This window comes from Candidatus Protochlamydia amoebophila UWE25 (assembly GCF_000011565.2).
Taxonomy (GTDB): Bacteria; Chlamydiota; Chlamydiia; order Chlamydiales; family Parachlamydiaceae; genus Protochlamydia; species Protochlamydia amoebophila.
The window spans coordinates 95,106-114,630 of the sequence record NC_005861.2; the positions used below are offsets into that span (position 1 = coordinate 95,106).

Below are 19,525 nucleotides of genomic sequence, written 5' to 3' on the forward strand. Positions count from 1 at the left end.
ATAAAGATAAATGAGCAAACTATAAATAACTAACAATTTATAATTGTTTATTCATGTAGTCCCGATAAGAAAAAAGCTCCCCATAGATGAGGTTGTTCACGTTTTTGTCTAATAGCCATTATCATGGCTTTTTGCAAAGCTTGGGCTTTGTTTAGCTTTTCCATTTCTAATGCCTAAAAGATGGCGATAGAACGTGTCGACCATTTGAAGGGTTAGATCACTATCTGGCAGTCTCCAATAAGTCGCGACCGTTGACAAAGCGCCTGCGGCAAGAAAGGACCAGACGGGACCAACGCTTCCTTCCCCGTGAAGCTTGCCTCTACCAGAGAAACAGGCACTCATAAAAACCAACTCTGTACGCAGCCTAAGCACCGCAATTTCTTGCGCATGAAGATAGCCATTAGGATTCTTTTGTTCGGGAGCAAGCTTGAAAAGACCTTCAAAAACGGAATGAGGATCAAGCTTTTCTTCGGGCTTTTCGCCTGTCGAACCATGACAAACAAGATGAATCCAGCGTGCATCTCGCATCCCCTCTAAAACGCGCTGGACTGTAGCGCTGTCTTGTAAGAGAGTTTTTTCCGGAGTTGTTTTAAGCAGAGGAGCGACAATGGCTTGAGCTTCTTTTTCCGCAAATGGTAACGAATCTTTTGGATGAGGTGTTGTGGGATTACCAATCACGAGAGAATTTTCTGAGAAATCTTTAGGAATTTCATCCAATAATTTGAGTATGCCAATAGAGGGGGCAATGGAAATGGGATGTTTTTCTATGAAATATTTTCCCTCTTTATCTAAAAAGGCAGCGAATGGAATTTGAGCGAGAAAACCATCGGGAATAATCGTCACGACTTGTTGTGGATCTTTGGGGAGATGAGATTCAAGTGGAGCAATCAAAGTTTCATACCAGAGAGAAAGGCGTTCTTTAAAAGATTGCAAAACAGCAGAGGTTGCACTCTTATCGGGATCTCCTCGAGTTAACTCATCTGGAACATTATACGTAGCAGAACTACGAGTTTTTTTCGGACGCAGAAAAGGTCTTCTTTTAGCAACTGTTGGCTCAACAATAAAAGGGAACGTTTTGAAAACCTGCGCTGCTTCTTTGACCTCTTCTGTCAAAATTCCAAGAGAAAGCTGCTGACAAACGATTTCGCCTTGAGAAGGAATAATCCAAGTGGCAATGTCATCTGTATTTTCGAAAGAAAATGAGTAAAGAATAAAACAAGTGTTCATTTTGTGGGCAAGAGCTTGCATTTCCTGGATTGTGACTCCAGAAGTTAAAAAATCTTCCTTTTGAAGTTGAATTTTTTTTGTAAGAGTAGAGACTAAGGCACGCGAACGTCTAAAATCTGTGATTTACAAGGCTTCGTCAGTTTTCTCCTGTTTTAGGAGAAGATTTTCCAAGCTTAAAAGTGTCTTTGCTTGCTCTTCAAAAAAAGTAATCTGCCACTGACTATGACTTTTAAGCTCTTGATGTAATGCGGCAGAAATGGCGATGCTTTTGTGATAATTTTCCTCTGCTAACTCAGGATTAGTCTCTTTATATACTATCCCTAAATTATGATAACCTAACGCTTCGTTAAAGCGATCTTCTGAGGCTTGAGATAAGCAAATAAATTTTTCAAGGTATTGAATCGCCTGCTCTTTGTTTCCCAGAGCATCATAACATATGCCTAGGCCAAGGAGACTGTCTTTTTTCGTATCTTGATTACCAATCTTATTTGCTTCTCTATAATATTCAATTGCTTCAGAAAACCTACCGGAAGAAAAAAGAATCTGCCCAATGTTTTTAAAAAACATGGCTTGATTAAGGTCACCTTTTAAGATTTCTGATGCTTTGTTATAATATTTTATGCCCTCAGAATAATTTTCTTCATCGCAATAGGCACTGCCGAGGTTGCCATAAGCTATTCCCAAGTAGTTTAAACGAACATCTGATTTTTCAGCGAACTTTACCGCTTGCGTACAATAATCGATTTTTCTCGCGTGATCTCCAAGCGCACCATAAATGTTTCCAAGGATTACTAACGCAGAAAATTTACTTTCTTGTGCTTGTAATTCATCTACTTGAACTGACGGACGTTGGATTAGCTCTAAAATTTTTTCTGCATGGTAAATAGCTTTTCCATATCGACCAAAATTTTTAAAAAATGTGGCTAATTTTTTATGAACTATCATTGCCATAAGTGGGTTGTTACCTTGAGGAAGAATTTCAAGCGCTTGTCCATAGGCTTCTTCTGCTTCTTTGTACTGTTTGGCCCTAGCATGGGCTTCACCGATCCCAGAGTAGATTAAAGCTTGTTCAGTTTTTTCTTCTGCTAGTTTTAGAGTAGCTTGATAACATCGAATCACCTCTTCATTATTACCTATGTGAGTATAAACTTCTGCAAGGGCACCAAGAAACTGCTTTTCACTTTCAGAATCTTGTAACGTTTGCGCTATAGTCAGAGCTTCTTGATAAAAAGAAAGCGCGAGCTCATGTTGTCCTTGCGCTACGTAAAGGTAACCTAACTTTTTTAAAGAAATAAATATCGCATCATGATCACTCAATTCGACCGCTATTTTTAATACCCTTTCACTATGATCAATAGCCATTGAATACCGTCTAAGGAAATGATTCCAGTCTGCAAGATTTCCATGCATCTGCATGATTTTAACAAGAAACTCTTCTTTCTGGGATGTGTTCGGAAGTTCCTGTATTAAAAGATTTAAAAGAATTTCTGCATAGAAAATGGCAAGAGGGAAATCGCGTTGGTTTCCGTAAAAATCTGCTATGATTTCTAAAAGTGTTAAAGATATTTCTTCGTTTTTATGAATGGCAGATTTTTGTTCCTCAATTTCTTTTGTGACAGTTTCAGGTAATGGTTCGAAAAGCCTTAAAACAAACTTTTCTAAATTTTTTGGAATCAATGGACTAATTTTTTCTTCTTTAGCCAATTGATCAAGGCTGTTTTTCCAGCGTTCCATATGGCTTAGAATAGAGTCCTTGTTTTGAATAAGTAGATGAGAGCAGTGATCGCCAAATTCGAGATAGGGAAGCAACCAAAGGTGCTCTAGTATACTTTGATATAGCATGCAGATAGGAATCATAAAATTAAGTTCGTTGGATGTTAACTTTACTCCCATGATTTCGCTGATGATTTCTTCAAGATCGATTAACTGTTGAGCTTGATCATGCTGAATATCGTACAAAATTGTTTTGTGATTGAAAAGGGGCATTACCTCCTCTGCTATTAAATTTTGAACCTCTTCTATCTCCAAATTTAGCAGACGACAGAAACATTCACGCTTGACACTCATATCTTCCAATTGAATTACTTTTTTAAGAAGCAATTTGGCATTAACGAATATATCCTCTTCTAGATTGGATTTTGTTTTATATGCCTCAATTAAACCTTTTACATGATCTAATATGGATATCGTGGACAAATGAGGATAGTGAAGATAATAGGGAGTGCTAAATTTAACTGACTCTACATGCATAGGTTAATTCCTTAAAAATAAAATATTAAAAATTCTTTTCTCTTATTTATTCATGTAGTCCCGATAAGAAAAAAGCTCCCCATAGATGAGGTTGTTCACGTTCTTGTCTAATAGCCATTAACATGGATTTTTGCAAGGCTTGGGCCTTATTGAGTTTTTCCACTTCTATGCCTAAAAGATGGCGATAAAACGTCTCAACCATTTGAAGCGTTAGATCACTGTCCGGCAGTCGCCAATAAGTTGCGATTGTTGACAAAGCGCCGGCGGCAAGAAAGGACCAGACGGGACCAACGCTTCCTTCTTCGTGAAGCTTGCCTCTACCAGAGAAACAGGCACTCATGAAAACCAGTTCTGTACGCAGTCTAAGCGTCGCAATTTCTTGCGCATGAAGATACCCTTGAATATGCTCTTTATCGGGAGCAAGCTTGAAAAGACCTTCAAAAACGGAATGGGGATCGAGTTTTTCTTCGGGCTTTTCGCCTGTCGAGCCATGACAGGCAAGATGAATCCAGCGTGCATCCCGCATCCCCTCTAAAACGCGCTGGGCTACAGCGCTGTCTTGTAAAAGAGTTCTTTCTGGAATTGTTTTAAGCAGGGGAGCGACAATGGTTTGAGCTTCTTTTTTCGCCAATGGTAACTTGTCTTTTAAATGAGGTGTCGTGGGGTTGCCAATGACGAGAGAATTTTCTGAGAAATCTTTAGGAATTTCGTCTAATAATTTGAGTATTCCCACGGAAGGAGCAATGGAAATGGGATGTTTTTCAATCAAATAGGTTCCCTCTTTATCTAAAAAAGCAGCGAAGGGAATTTGAGCGAGAAATCCATTGGGAATAATGGTGATGACTTGCTGGGGATCTTTGGGGAGATAGGATTCAAGTGGAGCAATGAGAGCTTCATACCACAAAGAAAGGCGTTCTTTGAAAGATTGCAAAACAGCAGAGTTTGCACTCTCATCGGGATCCCCTCGAGTTAACTCATTTAGAAAAGCATACGTAGCCGAACTACGGGTTTTTTTCGGACGCAGAAAAGGTCTTCTTTTAGCAACTGTTGGCTCAACAATAAAAGGGAATTTTTTGAAAACATGAGTCGTTTCTTTAATATCTTCTCCCAAAATTTCAAGAGGCAGTTGCTGGCAGGTTATTTCGCCCTGCGAAGGAATAACCCAAGCAGTGATATTGTTCATGTCTTCAGGAGAAAGAGAATAAACAATAAAGCAAGTATTCAGCTTTTGTGCTAGAGCTTGCATTTCTCGGGCTGTGAGTCCAGAAGAGGTCAAAGAATCAATCTTTTGAAATGGGAATTTTTCTGTCAAAGCGGATACTAAGGCACGGGAACGTCTAAAGTCTGTAACCTGCAGAGCTTCCTCGTTTTTGCTCTGTTTTAGGAGAAGAATTTCCAGACTTAAAATTGTCTTTGCTTGCTCTTCAAAAAAAGTGATCTGCCACTGGTGATGATTTTTAAGCTCTTGATGTAATGCGGCAGAAATGGCGATGCTTTTTCGATAATTCTCCTCCGCTAAACCAAGATCAAACTTTGTATATAATTCGGCTAAGTTATGATAGCCTACCGCTTCGTTAAGGCGATCTTTTGATGCTTGAGATAAGCAAATAGATTTTTCAATGCATTGGATCGCCTGCTCTTTGTTTCCCATGATATCATAACATACACCTAGGCCAAGAAGACTGTGTCTTTTTATCTCTAGATTACCAATTTTATTAGCTTCTTCATACAGTTCAATTGTCTTATCAAACTTACCAAGTTCACCCCAAACATTCGCCATATTTAAAAAAATCTTGGCCCGCAAAGTGACATCTTTTGTTATTCTTAATGCTTTATTATAGTAGTCTATACTTTTAGAATAATTTTTCACATTGCCATACGCGTTACCAAGATTGCCGTATGTTATTTCCAAAGACTGTGAAAAAAAATTTGGTTTCTCATTGATCTCTAAAGCTTGCGTATGATAGTCGAGTTCTCTTGCATAATCTCCAAACGTACCATAGATGTTTCCAAGAATTGTTAACGCTCTTAGCTTACTATCAAGTGCTTTTGATTCCTTTTTTTGAACTGATGGATGTTGGATTAGCTCTAAAATTTTTTCAGCATGGGAAATAGCTTTTTCATATCGGCCAAAATTGTCAAAAAAGTTCGCGAATTTTTCATGAATTATTATTGCGAGAAAAACGTTGTCTTGTGGGCAAAAATGAAGTGCCTTTTGATAAGCCTCTTTAGCCAGCTGATAGCATTGGTCATTAGCATGGACGTTACCGATCCCGATACAAATTAATGCTTGTTCAAATTTATTTTCTGCCAAATTCAATGCAGCCTGAAAACATGAAATTGCCTCATCATTTTTATCGATGGAAAGATAAGCGTCTGCAAGATCAGTAAGAATTTTGCTTTCACTTTTAGGATCTTGTAGCGTTTGCGCTATAGCTTGAGCTTCTTGATAAAAAGGAAGCGCAAGTTCATTTTTTCCTTGCTTCACGTAAAGGCAGCCTATATTTTTTAAGCAAGTAATTATTGCAGGAGAATTATGTAGTTCCTGCGCTGCCTTCAATGCTTCTCCTTCATGAAAAATAGCAATTTGATTCTGTCCAAGAATTTGATTCCAGACTGCAAGATTTCTATGAATCTGCATGATCCTAATAATTAATTTTTCCTTTTGGGACATTTCAGGACGTTTCTGTCTTAGAAATTCTAAAAAAACTTCTGCATGAAAAATAGCGCGAGGAAAATCTCCTTGGTCGCTGCAAACTAGTATCATGATTTCTAAAATCCTTGAAGACATTTTTCCAGTTTTATGAATGATAGGTTTTTGTTTCTCAATTTCTTTTGCAATAGCTTCAGGTAAGGACTGAAAAAGCCTTAGAACGGCTTTTTCTATATTTTTTGGGGTAACCGGTTCAATTTTTTCCTCGCTAGCTATTTTGAATAAGTAGGTTAGCGCAGTGATTACCAAATTCGAGATAGGAAAGTAGCCATAGATGCTCTAGGATGTCTTGGTATATCATGCAGATAGGAAACAGAAAATTAAGTTCATTTAAGCTTAACTTTGATTCCATGATTTCACTGACAATTTTTTCAAGATGAACTAATTGTTGAGCTTGATCATGTTGAATATCATACAAAAATGTTTTAAAATCAAAAAGAGGTGCTAGTTCTTGCCCTATCAAATTTTGTATCTCTTCAATCTCTAATTTTAGCAGGCGACATAAGCATTCACGCTTGACACCAATATCTTTTAATTGACCTATCTCCTCGAGAAGCCATTTGGCACTGATGATTACATTCTCTTCCGTAACGAATTTTGTGTTATAGGCCTCGATTAAACTTTTTACATGATCTAAGGTGGATAGTTTGGGCGGACTTTGGGAAAAAGGAGGAGGGTAGTAGAAAAAAGTACTAGATTCAATTGACTTTACATTCATAGCTCAACTCATCAGGTAAATAAAATTTTAAAAATATTTTTATTTTATAAAGAGAAATAGTCAATGTACAAATTGAACAGTAGAACCTACTAAAACTTTTTCTTGTATAGATAAGTATTTGAATAAAGTTACATCATTGTTACTGGTTTTAAAGAAGATTAGATAAATAACTTGGTAAATTAATCATCAAATTTGATGAATAGATGATTGCTAAATGTGGCACATAAGCATACGATCAGAGTTTAATGAAATTGCTTTTTAAAGCTCTTTCGTTCCTTTTGCTTCTCAGAAATAACTACTTTAGCTATTTCCTCGAAACAAAAGGCAAGATTTCAAGTAAATCTTCTTTGATTATTGGTTATATGAATTCCAAATTACTGCAAGGCGATTTTCATATTCTTGTTCTTCTTCATGAAGTTCTTCTAATGCCTTTTCAACTAAATGCATGGCTTCAAGATCGCGCTCTACGTTTCCTTTTTCCTCCAGGTCATTTTCAAGCTTTGCTTCTAATTTTTCAATATCGCCTTCACCCCGCTGTTTTTTTCCTTTTTTAGCTGCTAGTATTGCTAAGTCTTCTTCAATCGCTTTTTGGAATTCTTCATGGTCTTCTTTTAATATTTTGAGGCTTTTTTGAATTTCATTTTTTTCTTCGATATGGATAGATTCATTTTGAACTTTAACTAAACTTTTTAAAGTATCTTGAATATAATCCTTATGAGCATCGTCTTTAGATAATTCCTCTAGGCTTTGCATAATCAAAGAACGTGTTTTCCAATAGCGATCTTCATTTTTGACAGTTTTCTGAAAGAGCTTAACCTGCGGAAATTTTTCTAAAGCGAATTCTGTAAGAGTTGATAATCTATCCTGGTCTTTAAGAAGAAAAAGATCAGCAAGACCTTTGGCGGCTAATTTTCGGACATTTTCGGTCACTTCAGGATTTTTGATTAAATCTACGAAAATGAGGGCTAAGCAGACAGTGTATTTCTTTCCCTTTTCCTGAAACTCTTCAAGTTTTGTTTCAATAATATTTTCAAAGTCTTCTTGAGTTTTAATATTTGCAGAAAGCCATCGTAGTTCATGAATATAGGGATACCATGCTTGAAGCCAATCTTTTTTGACATCTTTATTAAGCTCTTGAAAACCTTTTATAACTCCAAAGAAAGAGACCCCTTCAGCCGATTCTCCAATATTAAGAAGATGGTTACAAAATTTTTTCCAAATACTTTTAACAGGGACTAAACATTTTGCTGCTTGCTCCGCACAGCGGTATTCAAATCGTGCGCCAATTTCCTTTTTTGGCAAAACAGAGAGAATCCTTTTAGAATTTTCCATGATTGTGTCTCGAGTTTCGTTTAAGGTCGGCAAAGAACCCTGACACCAACACCGATACCAAGTGAGCTCTATAAAAATACGATAAGTCTTGCTCAGGGATTGATGAAAAGAGACTAGATGTTGAGTAGATCCCAAAGAAACGATGTCATTTAATGTACAGACAACCGGGGAGACAATCTCTTCAATAATTGGCTTTGTATTCACTTCAGCAATGGCTAATTGGACCCCTTCTTGATAAAGATTATTTGACTCTTGTATTGCCTTCTTATAGTTAAACTGTCCATCTGTCAGACAGCCGTAAATTCTATAGGCTCCTTCTGTTATGCTTTGAAGATCTGTTACGCTTTGAAAATTAGTATTACCTATCATAAAAACCTCTTTAGTTAATAATTTCTAATTGTTTATTCATGTAGTCCCGATAAGAAAAAAGCTCCCCATAAATGAGGCTTTTCTCGTTTTTGCTCAATTGCCACTAGCATGGCTTTTTGCAAGGCTTGGGCCTTATTGAGTTTTTCCACTTCTATGCCTAAAAGATGGCGATAAAATGTGTCAACCATCTGAAGGGTTAGGTCACTATCTGGCAGTCGCCAATAAGTTGCGATTGTTGACAAAGCGCCTGCGGCAAGGAAGGACCAAACGGGACCAACGCTTCCTTCCCTGTGAAGCTTGCCTCTGCCAGAGAAACAAGCACTCATAAAAACTAACTCTGTACGCAGTCTAAGCGCTGCAATCTCTTGCGCATGGAGATAGCCATTAGGATTCTCTTTTTCGGGAGCAAGCTTGAAAAGCCCTTCAAAAACGGAATGAAGATCAAGCTTTTCTTCTAGTTTTGTCCCTGTCGAGCCATGACAGGCAAGATGAATCCAGCGCGCATCCCGCATTCCCTCTAAAACACGCTGGGCTGTGGCGCTGTCTTGTAAGAGAGTTCTTTCTGGAATTGTTTTAAGCAGGGGAGCGACAATGGTTTGAGCCTCTTTTTCCGCAAATGGTAACGTGTCATTTGACTGAGGAGATGTTGTGGGATTGCCAATCACGAGAGAATTTTCTGAAAAAGCTTTAGGAATTTCATCCAATAATTTAAGTATTCCCATGGAAGGAGCAATGGAAATGGGATGCTTTTCTATCAAATAGGTTCCCTCTTTATCTAAAAAAGCAGCGAAGGGAATTTGAGCGAGAAATCCATCGGGAATAATAGTCACGACTTGTTGGGGGTCTTTGGGAAGATAGGATTCAAGTGGAGCAATGAGAGCTTCATACCAAAGAGAAAGGCGCTCTTTAAAAGATTGTAAAACAGCAGAGTTTGCACTCTCATCGGGATCTCCTCGGGTTAGCTCATCTAGAAAAGCATACGTAACGGAACTACGAGTTTTTTTCGGACGCAGAAAAGGTCTTCTTTTAGCAACTGTTGGCTCAACAATAAAAGGGAACGTTTTGAAAACCTGCGTTGCTTCATTGACCTCTTCTGTTAAATTGCCAAGAGATAGTTGTTGGCAGATTATTTCTCCTTGAGAAGGAATAACCCAAGCAGTGATATTGTTCATGTCTTCAGGAGAAAGAGAATAAACGATCAAGCAAGTGTTCAGCTTTTGGGCTAGAGCTTGCGTTTCTTTAGCTGTGAGTCCAGAAGAGATTAAAGAGTCATCCTTTTGGGATTTAAATTTTTCTGTCAGAGCAGAGACTAAGGCACGGGAACGTCTAAAATCTGTAACCTGCAGAGCTTCCTCGATTTTGCTCTGTTGTAGGAGAAATCTCTCCAGTCTTAATAGCGGTAATGCTTGCTTTTCAAAAAAGGTAATCTGCCACTGGTTATAATTTTTAAGCTCTTGATGTAATGCGGCAGAAATGGCGATGCTTTTGCGATAATTCTCTTCTGCTAGCTTAGGGTCTGACTTTCTATATATTTCTCCTAAGTAGTGATAGCCTACCGCTTCACTGCGGCGATCTTCTGATTCTTGAGATAAACAAATAGATTTTTCAATGCATTGAATTGCTTTTTTTGTGTTTCCCATGGCATCATAGCATAGACCTAGACCAACGAGGCCGTGTTTTTTTATATCTGGGTCATCAATCTTATTCGCTTTTTTATAACATATAATCGCTTCAGCGAACTTACCGTAAAAATTAAAAGCATGTCCTAAATTCACTAAAAATTTAGCTTGATTAGGGCCATATTCTGTTATTTTCAGTGCTTTGATGTAGTATTTTATGCTCTCAGAATAATTTTTCACATGGTTATACGCATTGCCGAGATTGTTATATGCTGTTCCTAAAGACGTTGAGAATAAAATTGATTTTTCAATGACTTTTACAGCTTGTCTTTTGTAATCAAGTTCTCTTGCATAATCTCCAATCGAGCTATAGATTTTTCCAAGAATTGTTAACGCTCTTAGTTTACTATCAATGGCATCTAATTCATTTACTTGAATTGGCGGATGCTGTATTAACTCTAAGACTTTTTCCAGCTGGGAAATAGCTTTTCCATATTGGCCAAAATGATTAAATAATATGGCTAAGCTTTCATGAATTTTTATTGCGAGAACAAAGTCATCTGGTGCAAGTAATTCAAGTGCCTTTTGATAGGTCTCTTTAGCCAGCTGATAGCGTTGGTCTTTAGCATGAGCATGACCAATCCCCGAGTAAATCCAGGCTTGTTCGGATTTCTTATCTATCAAATTCGATGCAGTTTGAAAACATGAAATTGCCTCATCATTTTTATTAATAAAGAGGTAAGCGTATGCAAGACCATTAAGAATTTGGCTTTTATCTTCAGAATCTTGTAGCGTTTGCGCTATAACTTGAGCTTTCTGAAAAAAAGGAAGTGCAAGCTCGCTTTGTTCCTGTGCTGCGTAAGTGAGTCCTATGCCTTTTAAAGAAATAATTATTACATAAGGATGGCATAACTCGTGGGCTATTTCTAATGCTTTTTCACTATGATAAATAGCCATCGGATACTGCCTAAGATGTCGATTCCAATTTGCAAGATTTGTATGAATTTGTATACTTTTAACAAGTATCCATTCTTCTTTATGGAATATTTTCGGAAGTTTCTGTATTAGAAGTTTTAAAAAGATTTTTGCATAGGGTATAGCGCGATTAAAATCCAGTTGATTCCCATAGTAATCTGCTAGGATTTCTAAAAGTGTTAAAGATATTTCTCCGCTTTTATGAATGTTAGATTTTTGTTTCTCAATCTCTTTTGCAACAGCTTTAGGTAAAGGTTCAAAAAGCCTTAGAACAGCCATTTCTAAATTTTTTGGAATAAAACGATTAATTTTCTCCTCGCTAGCCAATTGATAAAGGCTGTTTTTCCAGCGCTCCATATTCTTTAGAATGGCGTCTTTATTTTGATTAAGTAGGTGAGAGTAGTAATTGTTAAATTCGAGGTGGGGAAGCAACCATAAGTGCTCTAGAATGTTTTGATATAGCACACAGATAGGAATTATAAAATTAAGTTCATTTGATTTTAACTTTCCTTCCATAATTTCACTAAGGATTTCTTCAAAATCGATTAACTGTTGAATTTGATTATGCTGAATATCATAGGACAATGTTGTAATAAAAAAAAGATCTGCTACTTCCTCGATTATCAAATTTTGAACCTCTTCCATCTCCAATTTTAGCAGTCGGCATAAGCATTCACGCTTGATACCAATATCTTCTAATCGATTGATTTCTTCGAAGAGCAATTTGGCACTTGTAATTATGTTCTCTTCTGTCCTAGATTTTGTTTTATAGACCTCAATTAAAACTTTTACTTGATCTAATATAGATATTTGCGAATTTTGGAAAAAAGGAGAATAGTAAGGAGTGCTGAATTTAACTGATTCTATATTCATAAATTATCTAATTATATAAATAAATTGTTAAAATATTTTCGAATTATAATCTTAAATAATATAAATATTAAAAACAAGTTAATTTTCATATTATTAACTAATTAAAATTACCTGATAATTAAAAATTTAATAATATTTTTAATTCCATGTTTTATGAAAATATATAGATAATTTTAAAAAATCATGTAAATAGTCAAACTAAAATAATATGATTGGATCTAAAATTATTAAAATAAATAAACTAAATATAAATTAATTAACAATTCCTAAATCTTTATTCATGTAGTCCCGATAAGAAAAAAGCTCCCCATAGATGAGGTTTTTCCCGTTTTTGCTCAATGGCCATTTTCAGGGCTTTTTGCAAAGCTTGGGCTTTGTTTAGCTTTTCCACTCCTATTCCTAAAAGATGGCGATAAAACGTGTCGACCATTTGAAGCGTCAGATCACTATCTTGTAGTTCACAATAAGTCGCGACCGTTGACAACGCTCCAGCTGCGAGAAAGGACCAAACGGGACCGACGCTTCCTTCTCCGTGAAGCTTGCCTCTGCCAGAAAAGCAAGTACTCATAAAAACTAGCTCTGTACGAAGGGTCAGCGACGCAATTTCTTGCGCATGTAGATAGCCTCTAGAATGGCTTTCGTCAGGAGCAAGCTTAAAAAGCCCTTCAAAAACGGAATGGGGATCGAGCTTTTCTTCTGGCTTTGTGCCTGTCAATCCGTGACAGGCAAGATGAATCCAGCGTGCATCTCGCATCCCTTCTAAAACGCTCTGAACTGTGGCCTTTTCTTGTAAGAGAATTTTTTCCGGGAATGTTTTAAGTAGGGGAGAGACAATAGCTTGAGCTTCTTTTTCCGCAAATGGTATTGTGTCTTTTGGATAAGGTGTTTTGGGATTGCCAATCACGAGGGAGTTTTTTGGGAAATCTTTAGGAATTTTGTCCAATAATTTGAGTATTCCAACGGAAGGGACAATGGAAATCGGATGTTTTTCTATCAAATAGGTTCCCTCTTTATCTAAAAAAGCAGCGAAGGGAATTTGAGCGAGAAAACCATCGGGAATAATGGTGATGACTTGTTGAGGATCTTTGGGGAAATAAGATTCAAGTGGAGCAATAAGTGTTTCATAGCAAAGGGCAAGGCGTTCTTTAAAAGTTTGTTGTAAGTCTGTGGCATTCGATTGATCACCCGATTTTCCCCGGGTTAAATTCTCTAGAAGAGAATGAGTAGTGAGGCTGCGAGTTTTTTTTGGTGGAAGAAAAGGCCTTCTTTTAGCAACTGTTGGCTCAAAAATAGGAGGGAATGTTTTGAAAATGTAAGGTGCTTCTTCAACCTCTTCTGCCAAAATTCCAAGAGGCAGCTGCTGGCAGATTATTTCACCCTGCGGAGGTACAACCCAAACAGTGATGCTGTCCGTGCTTTCGAAAGGGAACGAATAAATAATAAAGCAAGTGTTCAGTTTTTGGGCAAGGGCTTGCATTTCCTGGGCTGTGAGTCCGAAAGAAGACAATGCGTCGTCCTTTTGAAATTTTAATGTAAGAGCAGAAACTAAAGCACGCGAGCGTCTAAAGTCTGTGATTTGCAAGGCTTCCTCAGTTTTCCCTTGTTTTAAGAGAAGACTTTCAAGATTTAAAAGAGGCAGCGCTTGCTCTTCAAAAAAGGTAATCTGCCACTGGTGGTGATTTTTAAGCTCTTGATGTAATAAAGTATAAATGGCGATACTTCTGCGATACTTTTCCTCTGCTAGCCCAGGATTAGACTCTTTATATACTATCCCTAAATTATGATAACCTATTGCTTCGCTGCGGCGATCTTTTGTCTTTTTAGATAAACAAATAGATTTTTCAATGCATTGAATTGCCTGGTCTTCGTTTTCTAACGCTTGATAGCATAGACCTAGGCCTAGGAAGCTGGCTTTTTTTGTATCTTGATTACCAATCTTATCCACTTTTTTATAATTTCTGATTGCTTCCTCAAATTCACCAGAATTAAAAGAAGCATTTCCCAAACTCAATAAAATATTAGCTTGTGCAAGAGATTCTTCTGTTAATTTTAATGCTTTGTTATAACATTTTATGCCTTTAGGAAAATTTTTCTTATGGCAATAGGCACGGCCAAGGTTGCTATATGCTGTTCCCAAGGAATTTGAAAATAAATCTGATTTTTTAGCCATTTTTAAGGCTTGCGTTTGATAATCGATTTCTCTGTCATAGTCTCTAAACGTACCGTAGATGTTTCCAAGTAGAACTGCCACGCCAAATTTGCTATCAAATGCATCTAATTCATTTTTTTGAACTGACGGATGTTTTGTTAGCTCTAAAGCTTCTTTAGCATGAAAAATAGCTTTTTCATATGGACCAAAATTATTAAATAAGGCGGCTAAATTTCCATGAATTTTGATTGCAAGAAGAACGTCGACTTGTGGGCAAAAAGAAAGAGCTTTTTTATAGTCCTCTTCGGCTAGCTGATGTTGTTGGGCGTTGGCATGAGCACGACCAATTCCCATATAAATCCAGGCTTGTGCGGACTGATCTTCTGTCAAATTCAATGCAGTTTGATAACATGAAATTGCCTCGTCATTATCATCAATGGAAAGATAAACGTCTGCTATGATTTCTAAAAGTGTTAAAGGTATTCCCTCGCTTTTTTTAATAACAGATTTTTGCATATCGATTTCTTTTGCGATAGCTGCAGGTAATGGCTCAAAAATTCGTAGAATAGCCTTTTCTAAATTTTCGGGGATAGACGGTTCGATTTTTTCCTCACCAGCCAATTGATCAAGGCTACCCTTCCAGCGATCCATATGGCCTAAAATAACTTCTTTATTCTGGATAAGTAAGTGAGAACAGCAATTACCAAATTCAAAATAGGGGAGCAACCACAGGTGTTCTAAGATGCTTTGATAAATTTCGCAGACAGGAACCAAAAAATTAAGTTGACTTGAAGTTAGCTTAGCTTCAATCGTTTCACTGACGATCTCTTCAAGTTCAATTAATTGCTGAGCTTGATTATGCTGAATGTCATAGAGAATTGTTTCAAGATTCAAAAGAGGTGCTAGTTCTTGTTCTATCAAATTTTGTACTTCTTCAATCCCTAATTTTAACAAGCGACAGAAACATTCACGCTTGACACCAATATCTTCCAATTGAATTACTTTTTTAAGAAGCAATTTGGCATTAACGAATATATCCTCTGCTAGATTGGATTTTGTTTTATACGCCTCAATTAAGCCCTTTACATGATCTAATACGGGTATCGTGGACAAATGAGGATAGTGAAGATAATAGGGAGTGCTAAATTTAACTGACTCTACGTGCATAGCTCAATCCTTAGATAAATAAAATTTTAAAAATTCTTTTCTCTTATTTATTCATGTAGTCCCGATAAGAAAAAAGCTCCCCATAGATGAGGTTTTTCTCGCTTTTGCTCAATGGCCAATAGCATGGCTTTTTGCAAAGCTTGGGCCTTATTGAGTTTTTCCACTTCTATGCCTAAAAGGTGGCGATAAAATGTGTCAACCATCTGAAGGGTTAGATCGCTGTCCGGTAGTCGCCAATAAGTTGCGACTGTTGACAAAGCGCCTGCGGCAAGAAAGGACCAAACGGGACCAACGCTTCCTTCCCCGTGAAGCTTGCCTCTGCCAGAAAAACATGTACTCATGAAAACCAAGTCCGAATGAAGAATAAGAGCCGCAATTTCTTGCGCATGGAGATACCCTTGAGGATGCTTTTCGTCGGGAGCAAGCTTGAAAAGACCTTCGAAAACGGAATGAGGATCAAGCTTTCCATCAGGCTTTGCACTTGTCGATCCATGGCAAGCAAAATGAATCCAGCGCGCATCCCGCATTCCCTCTACAATGTGTTGAACAGTAGCGCTGTCTTGTAAAAGAATTCTTTCTGGAGCTGTTTTAAGGAGAGGAGAGACAAGTTTTTGCGCTTCTTTTTCTGCAAATGGTAAAGAGTCTTTTGAATAGAGTGTTGTGGGATTTCCAATGACGAGAGAATTTTTTGAGAATTTTTTAGGAATTTCATCTAATAAAGTTAGTATTCCAATCGAAGGAACAATGGAAATGGGATGTTTTTCTATGAAATATTTTCCTTCTTTATCTAAGAAGGCAGCGAAGGGAGTTTGAAAGAGAAAACCATCGGGAATAATGGTGACGACTTGTTGAGGGTCTTTAGGAAGATAAGATTCAATTGGCGCAATGAGGGCTTCATACCAAAGAGAAAGGCGTTCTTTAAAAGATTGCAAAACAGTAGAGTTTGCACTCTCATCGGGATCTCCTCGGGTTAGCTCATCTAGAAAAGCATGTGTAGTGGAGCTACGCGTTTTCTTCGGACGCAGAAAAGGTCTTCTTTTAGCAACTGTTGGCTCAATGATAAAAGGAAACGTTTGAAAAACGTAAGTCGCTTCTTCAAACTCTTCTTTCAAAATTCCTAAGGGCAGTTGCTGGCAAGTTATTTCACCCTGAGGAGGAATAACCCAAATAGTGATGCTGTCCATATCTTTGGAAGCAAAAGAGTAAACGATAAAGCAAGTGTTCATCTTGTAAGCAAGGGCTTGCATGTTTTGAGATGTGAGTCCAGAAGAAAAAAAAGAGTTATTTTTCTGGAATTGGAATTTTTCTGTCAGAGCGGAAACTAAAACACGCGAACGTCTAAAATCTGTGATTTGCAAGGCTTCCTCAGTTTTACCCTGTTTTAGGAGAAGTCTCTCGAGGCTTAAGAATGTCTTTGCTTGCCCTTCAAAAAAAGTGATCTGCCACTGGTGATGATTTTTAAGTTCTTGATGTAATGCGGCAGAAATGGAAATGCTTTTACGATAATTCTCTTCTGCTAGCTCAAGATCAGAATTTTTATATACTGTCCCTAAATTATGAAAGCCTAACGCTTCGCTAAGACGATCTTCCGAGGCTTGAGATAAGCAAATAAATTTTTCAATGCATTGAATCGCCTGCTCTTTGTTTCCCAGAAAACTATAACATATACCTAGGACAAGGAGGCTGTTTTTTTTCGTAAATTGATTACCAATCTTATTGGCTTCTTTATAATATTTAATTGCTTCAGGAAACTTACCGGAGAAAAAAAGTATCTGCCCAATATTTTCTAAAAATTCGGCTCGATTAGAGTCACCTTTTAAGATTTTTGATGCTTTGTTATAATATTTCATGCTCTCAAAATAATTTCCCTCATCGCAATAGGCACTGCCGAGATTGGCATATGCTATTCCCAAGTTGTTTAAATGAACATCTATTTCTTCAGCGAACTTAACAGCTTGCGTACAATAATCGATTTGTCTCGTATGATCTCTCATCGTACCGTAAATGTTTCCAAGAGTTATTAACGCGGAAAATTTACTTTCTTGTGCTTGTAATTCATCTACTTGAACTGATTGAACTAACGGATGTTGGATTAGCTTTAAAATTTTTTTTACATGGTAAATAGCTTTTCCATATCGGGCAAAATTATTAAAAAATATGGCTAAGTTTTGATGAACTCTTATTGCGATAATAGGGTTGTTACCTTGAGGAAGAATTTCAAGCGCTTTTTCATAAGCTTCTTCAGCTTCTTTGTACTGTTTGACCCTAGCATGGGCTCCACCAATTTTAGAGTAGATTAAAGCTTGTTCAGTTTTTTCTTCTGCTAATTCTAGTGCAGTTTGATAGCATCGAATCGCCTCTGTATTATTATGGATAGTAAGATAAACTTCTGCCAAGCTATCAAAAAACATCCTTTCATTTTCAGGGTCTTGTAGCGCTTGCACTATAGACAGAGCTCCTTGATAAAAAGAGAGCGCGAGATCATGTTGTCCTTGCGCTACGTAAAGATAACCTATCTTTTTTAAAGAGATAATTATCGCATTATAATTATCCAACTCAAGCGCTATTTCTAATACCCTTTTACTATGATCAAATGCCATTGGATACTGCCTATGGGAATGATACCAGTCTGCAAGTCTTCCCTGAGTCTGCATGATTTTAACAAGAAACCCTTCTTTTTGGGATATTTTCGGAAGTTCCTGTATTAAAAAGTTTAAAAAAACTTCTGCATAGAAAATAGCGAGAGGAAAATCACGCTGGTTCCCGTAAAATTCTGATATGATTTCTAAAATTGCTAAAGATATTTCTCCACTTTTATGAATGGCAAATTTTTGTTCCTTAATTTCTTTTGCGAATGCTTCAGGTAACGGTTCGAAAAGCCTTAAAACAGACTTTTCTAGGTTTTTTGGGATAAACGGTTCAATTTTTTCATCGCTAACCAATTGGTCAAGGCTACCCTTCCATCGCTCCATTTTGCTTAGAATGGCGTTTTTGTTTTGAATAAGGAGGTTAGCGCAGTGATTGCCAAATTCGAGATGGGGAAGCAACCACAGATGCTCTAGGATATTTTGATAGATCGAGCAGATAGGAATGATCAAATTAAGTTCATTAGATGTTAACTTTACTTCCATGATTTCACTGACGATTGCTTCAAGTTCGATTAACTGTTGAGCTTGATCATGCTGAATATCGTAGGTCAATGTTTTAAAATTAAAAAGAAGCGCTAGTCCTCGTTTTATCAAATTTTGTACTTCTTTTATCTCTAATTTTAGCAGGCGACATAAACATTCACGTTGAACACCTATATCTTCTAATTGATTGATCTCTTCGAGGAGCGATTTGGCACTGACGAGTATATTCTCTTCTGTCTTAGATTTTGTTTTATACGCCTCAACTAAATCTTTTACTTGATTTAATGGGGATAGTGTGGGTGGAATTTGAGGATAAAGAGGGTAGTAGGGAGTACTGCCTTTAACAGATTCTGGATTCATAGCTCAACTCATTAAGTAAATAAAATTTTAAAAATATTTTTATATTATGAAGAGAAATAGTCAAGCTAGAAATGGATTAGCATATGTTACTAGGTGTTATTTTCTTATAAATAATTACTTTCACAAAGTTTGAAACATTTTTTGTTAAGGCTACGTTATAGCCAATCGTGTTAAAAAAAATTTGCTATTCTTTTAGTCTGTGCCAAAAATCAAGGCTATTGCAAGTATTTCGGCTTTAACTTTTGCTTTAAATCTCTCTCATTTTTTTTATCTTATAACATCTGATAAATTGATAAATATATTCAGCAACAACTTGTTTGACCGCTTTTATCTAAGTAACAGATGGCAGTTAGAAATATAGTTTTATCTATATAAGTTTAAACTTTTTATTAAATTTTATTCCTAAATGAACAGTTTTTTAGGGATTGAATCATTATTTAATGACTTACCTGGTTAGAAGTATTCTGTGTGTATGTTAGAAAGCTGTTTGAATGAACAATTTGGCAGAGCAATTATCAAATTTGTTTATAGGGGCATTATAAAATTGGATAGATTCTTCTAATTAATCAATAAAGTTTGACTTCTCAATCTGTTGCTTTGGTTGACAGAAGAGAACTATTTTCAGGAAATAGGTTAAGAGTT

Annotated in this window: 6 protein-coding genes and 1 pseudogene; all 7 read right to left on the reverse strand. The window is 36.8% G+C overall.

Going from position 1 to position 19,525, the window contains the following annotated elements; all coding sequences use genetic code 11:
- Window positions 1-47: 47 nt before the first annotated feature.
- Window positions 48-3,477 (reverse strand): annotated as a pseudogene (locus tag PC_RS10780) (CHAT domain-containing protein).
- 46 nt (window positions 3,478-3,523) lie between these two features.
- Window positions 3,524-6,439, reverse strand: a complete 2,916-nt coding sequence (locus PC_RS10785) for a CHAT domain-containing protein (RefSeq protein ID WP_011174604.1) — start codon at window positions 6,437-6,439, stop codon at window positions 3,524-3,526.
- A complete protein-coding gene (locus tag PC_RS11910; protein WP_011174605.1) occupies window positions 6,399-6,908 on the reverse strand; it encodes a hypothetical protein in 510 nt (169 codons plus the stop codon). The genes PC_RS10785 and PC_RS11910 overlap by 41 nt, the downstream gene beginning before the upstream one ends.
- A gap of 351 nt (window positions 6,909-7,259) precedes the next feature.
- Entirely contained in the window at window positions 7,260-8,609 is a 1,350-nt protein-coding gene (locus PC_RS00275; protein WP_011174606.1) for a hypothetical protein, read from the reverse strand.
- Window positions 8,610-8,641: 32 nt separating this feature from the next.
- The gene (locus PC_RS00280; RefSeq protein WP_011174607.1) at window positions 8,642-12,076 is read right to left on the reverse strand and encodes a CHAT domain-containing protein; all 3,435 of its coding nucleotides are present in this window, start codon (window positions 12,074-12,076) and stop codon (window positions 8,642-8,644) included.
- Between the two features lie 274 nt (window positions 12,077-12,350).
- Window positions 12,351-15,392: a CHAT domain-containing protein gene (locus PC_RS00285; protein ID WP_011174608.1), complete on the reverse strand. Its 3,042-nt coding sequence runs from the start codon at window positions 15,390-15,392 to the stop codon at window positions 12,351-12,353.
- 47 nt (window positions 15,393-15,439) lie between these two features.
- Window positions 15,440-18,883, reverse strand: a complete 3,444-nt coding sequence (locus PC_RS00290; RefSeq protein ID WP_011174609.1) for a CHAT domain-containing protein — start codon at window positions 18,881-18,883, stop codon at window positions 15,440-15,442.
- Between the last annotated feature and the right edge of the window lie 642 nt (window positions 18,884-19,525).

Bases quoted from the DNA above. Each gene is read 5' to 3' on its own strand.
- PC_RS11910 (WP_011174605.1), bottom strand. From the start codon at position 6,908: ATGAATGTAAAGTCAATTGAATCTAGTACTTTTTTCTACTACCCTCCT.
- PC_RS00275 (WP_011174606.1), bottom strand. From the start codon at position 8,609: ATGATAGGTAATACTAATTTTCAAAGCGTAACAGATCTTCAAAGCATA.
- PC_RS00280 (WP_011174607.1), bottom strand. From the start codon at position 12,076: ATGAATATAGAATCAGTTAAATTCAGCACTCCTTACTATTCTCCTTTT.
- PC_RS00285 (WP_011174608.1), bottom strand. From the start codon at position 15,392: ATGCACGTAGAGTCAGTTAAATTTAGCACTCCCTATTATCTTCACTAT.
- PC_RS00290 (WP_011174609.1), bottom strand. From the start codon at position 18,883: ATGAATCCAGAATCTGTTAAAGGCAGTACTCCCTACTACCCTCTTTAT.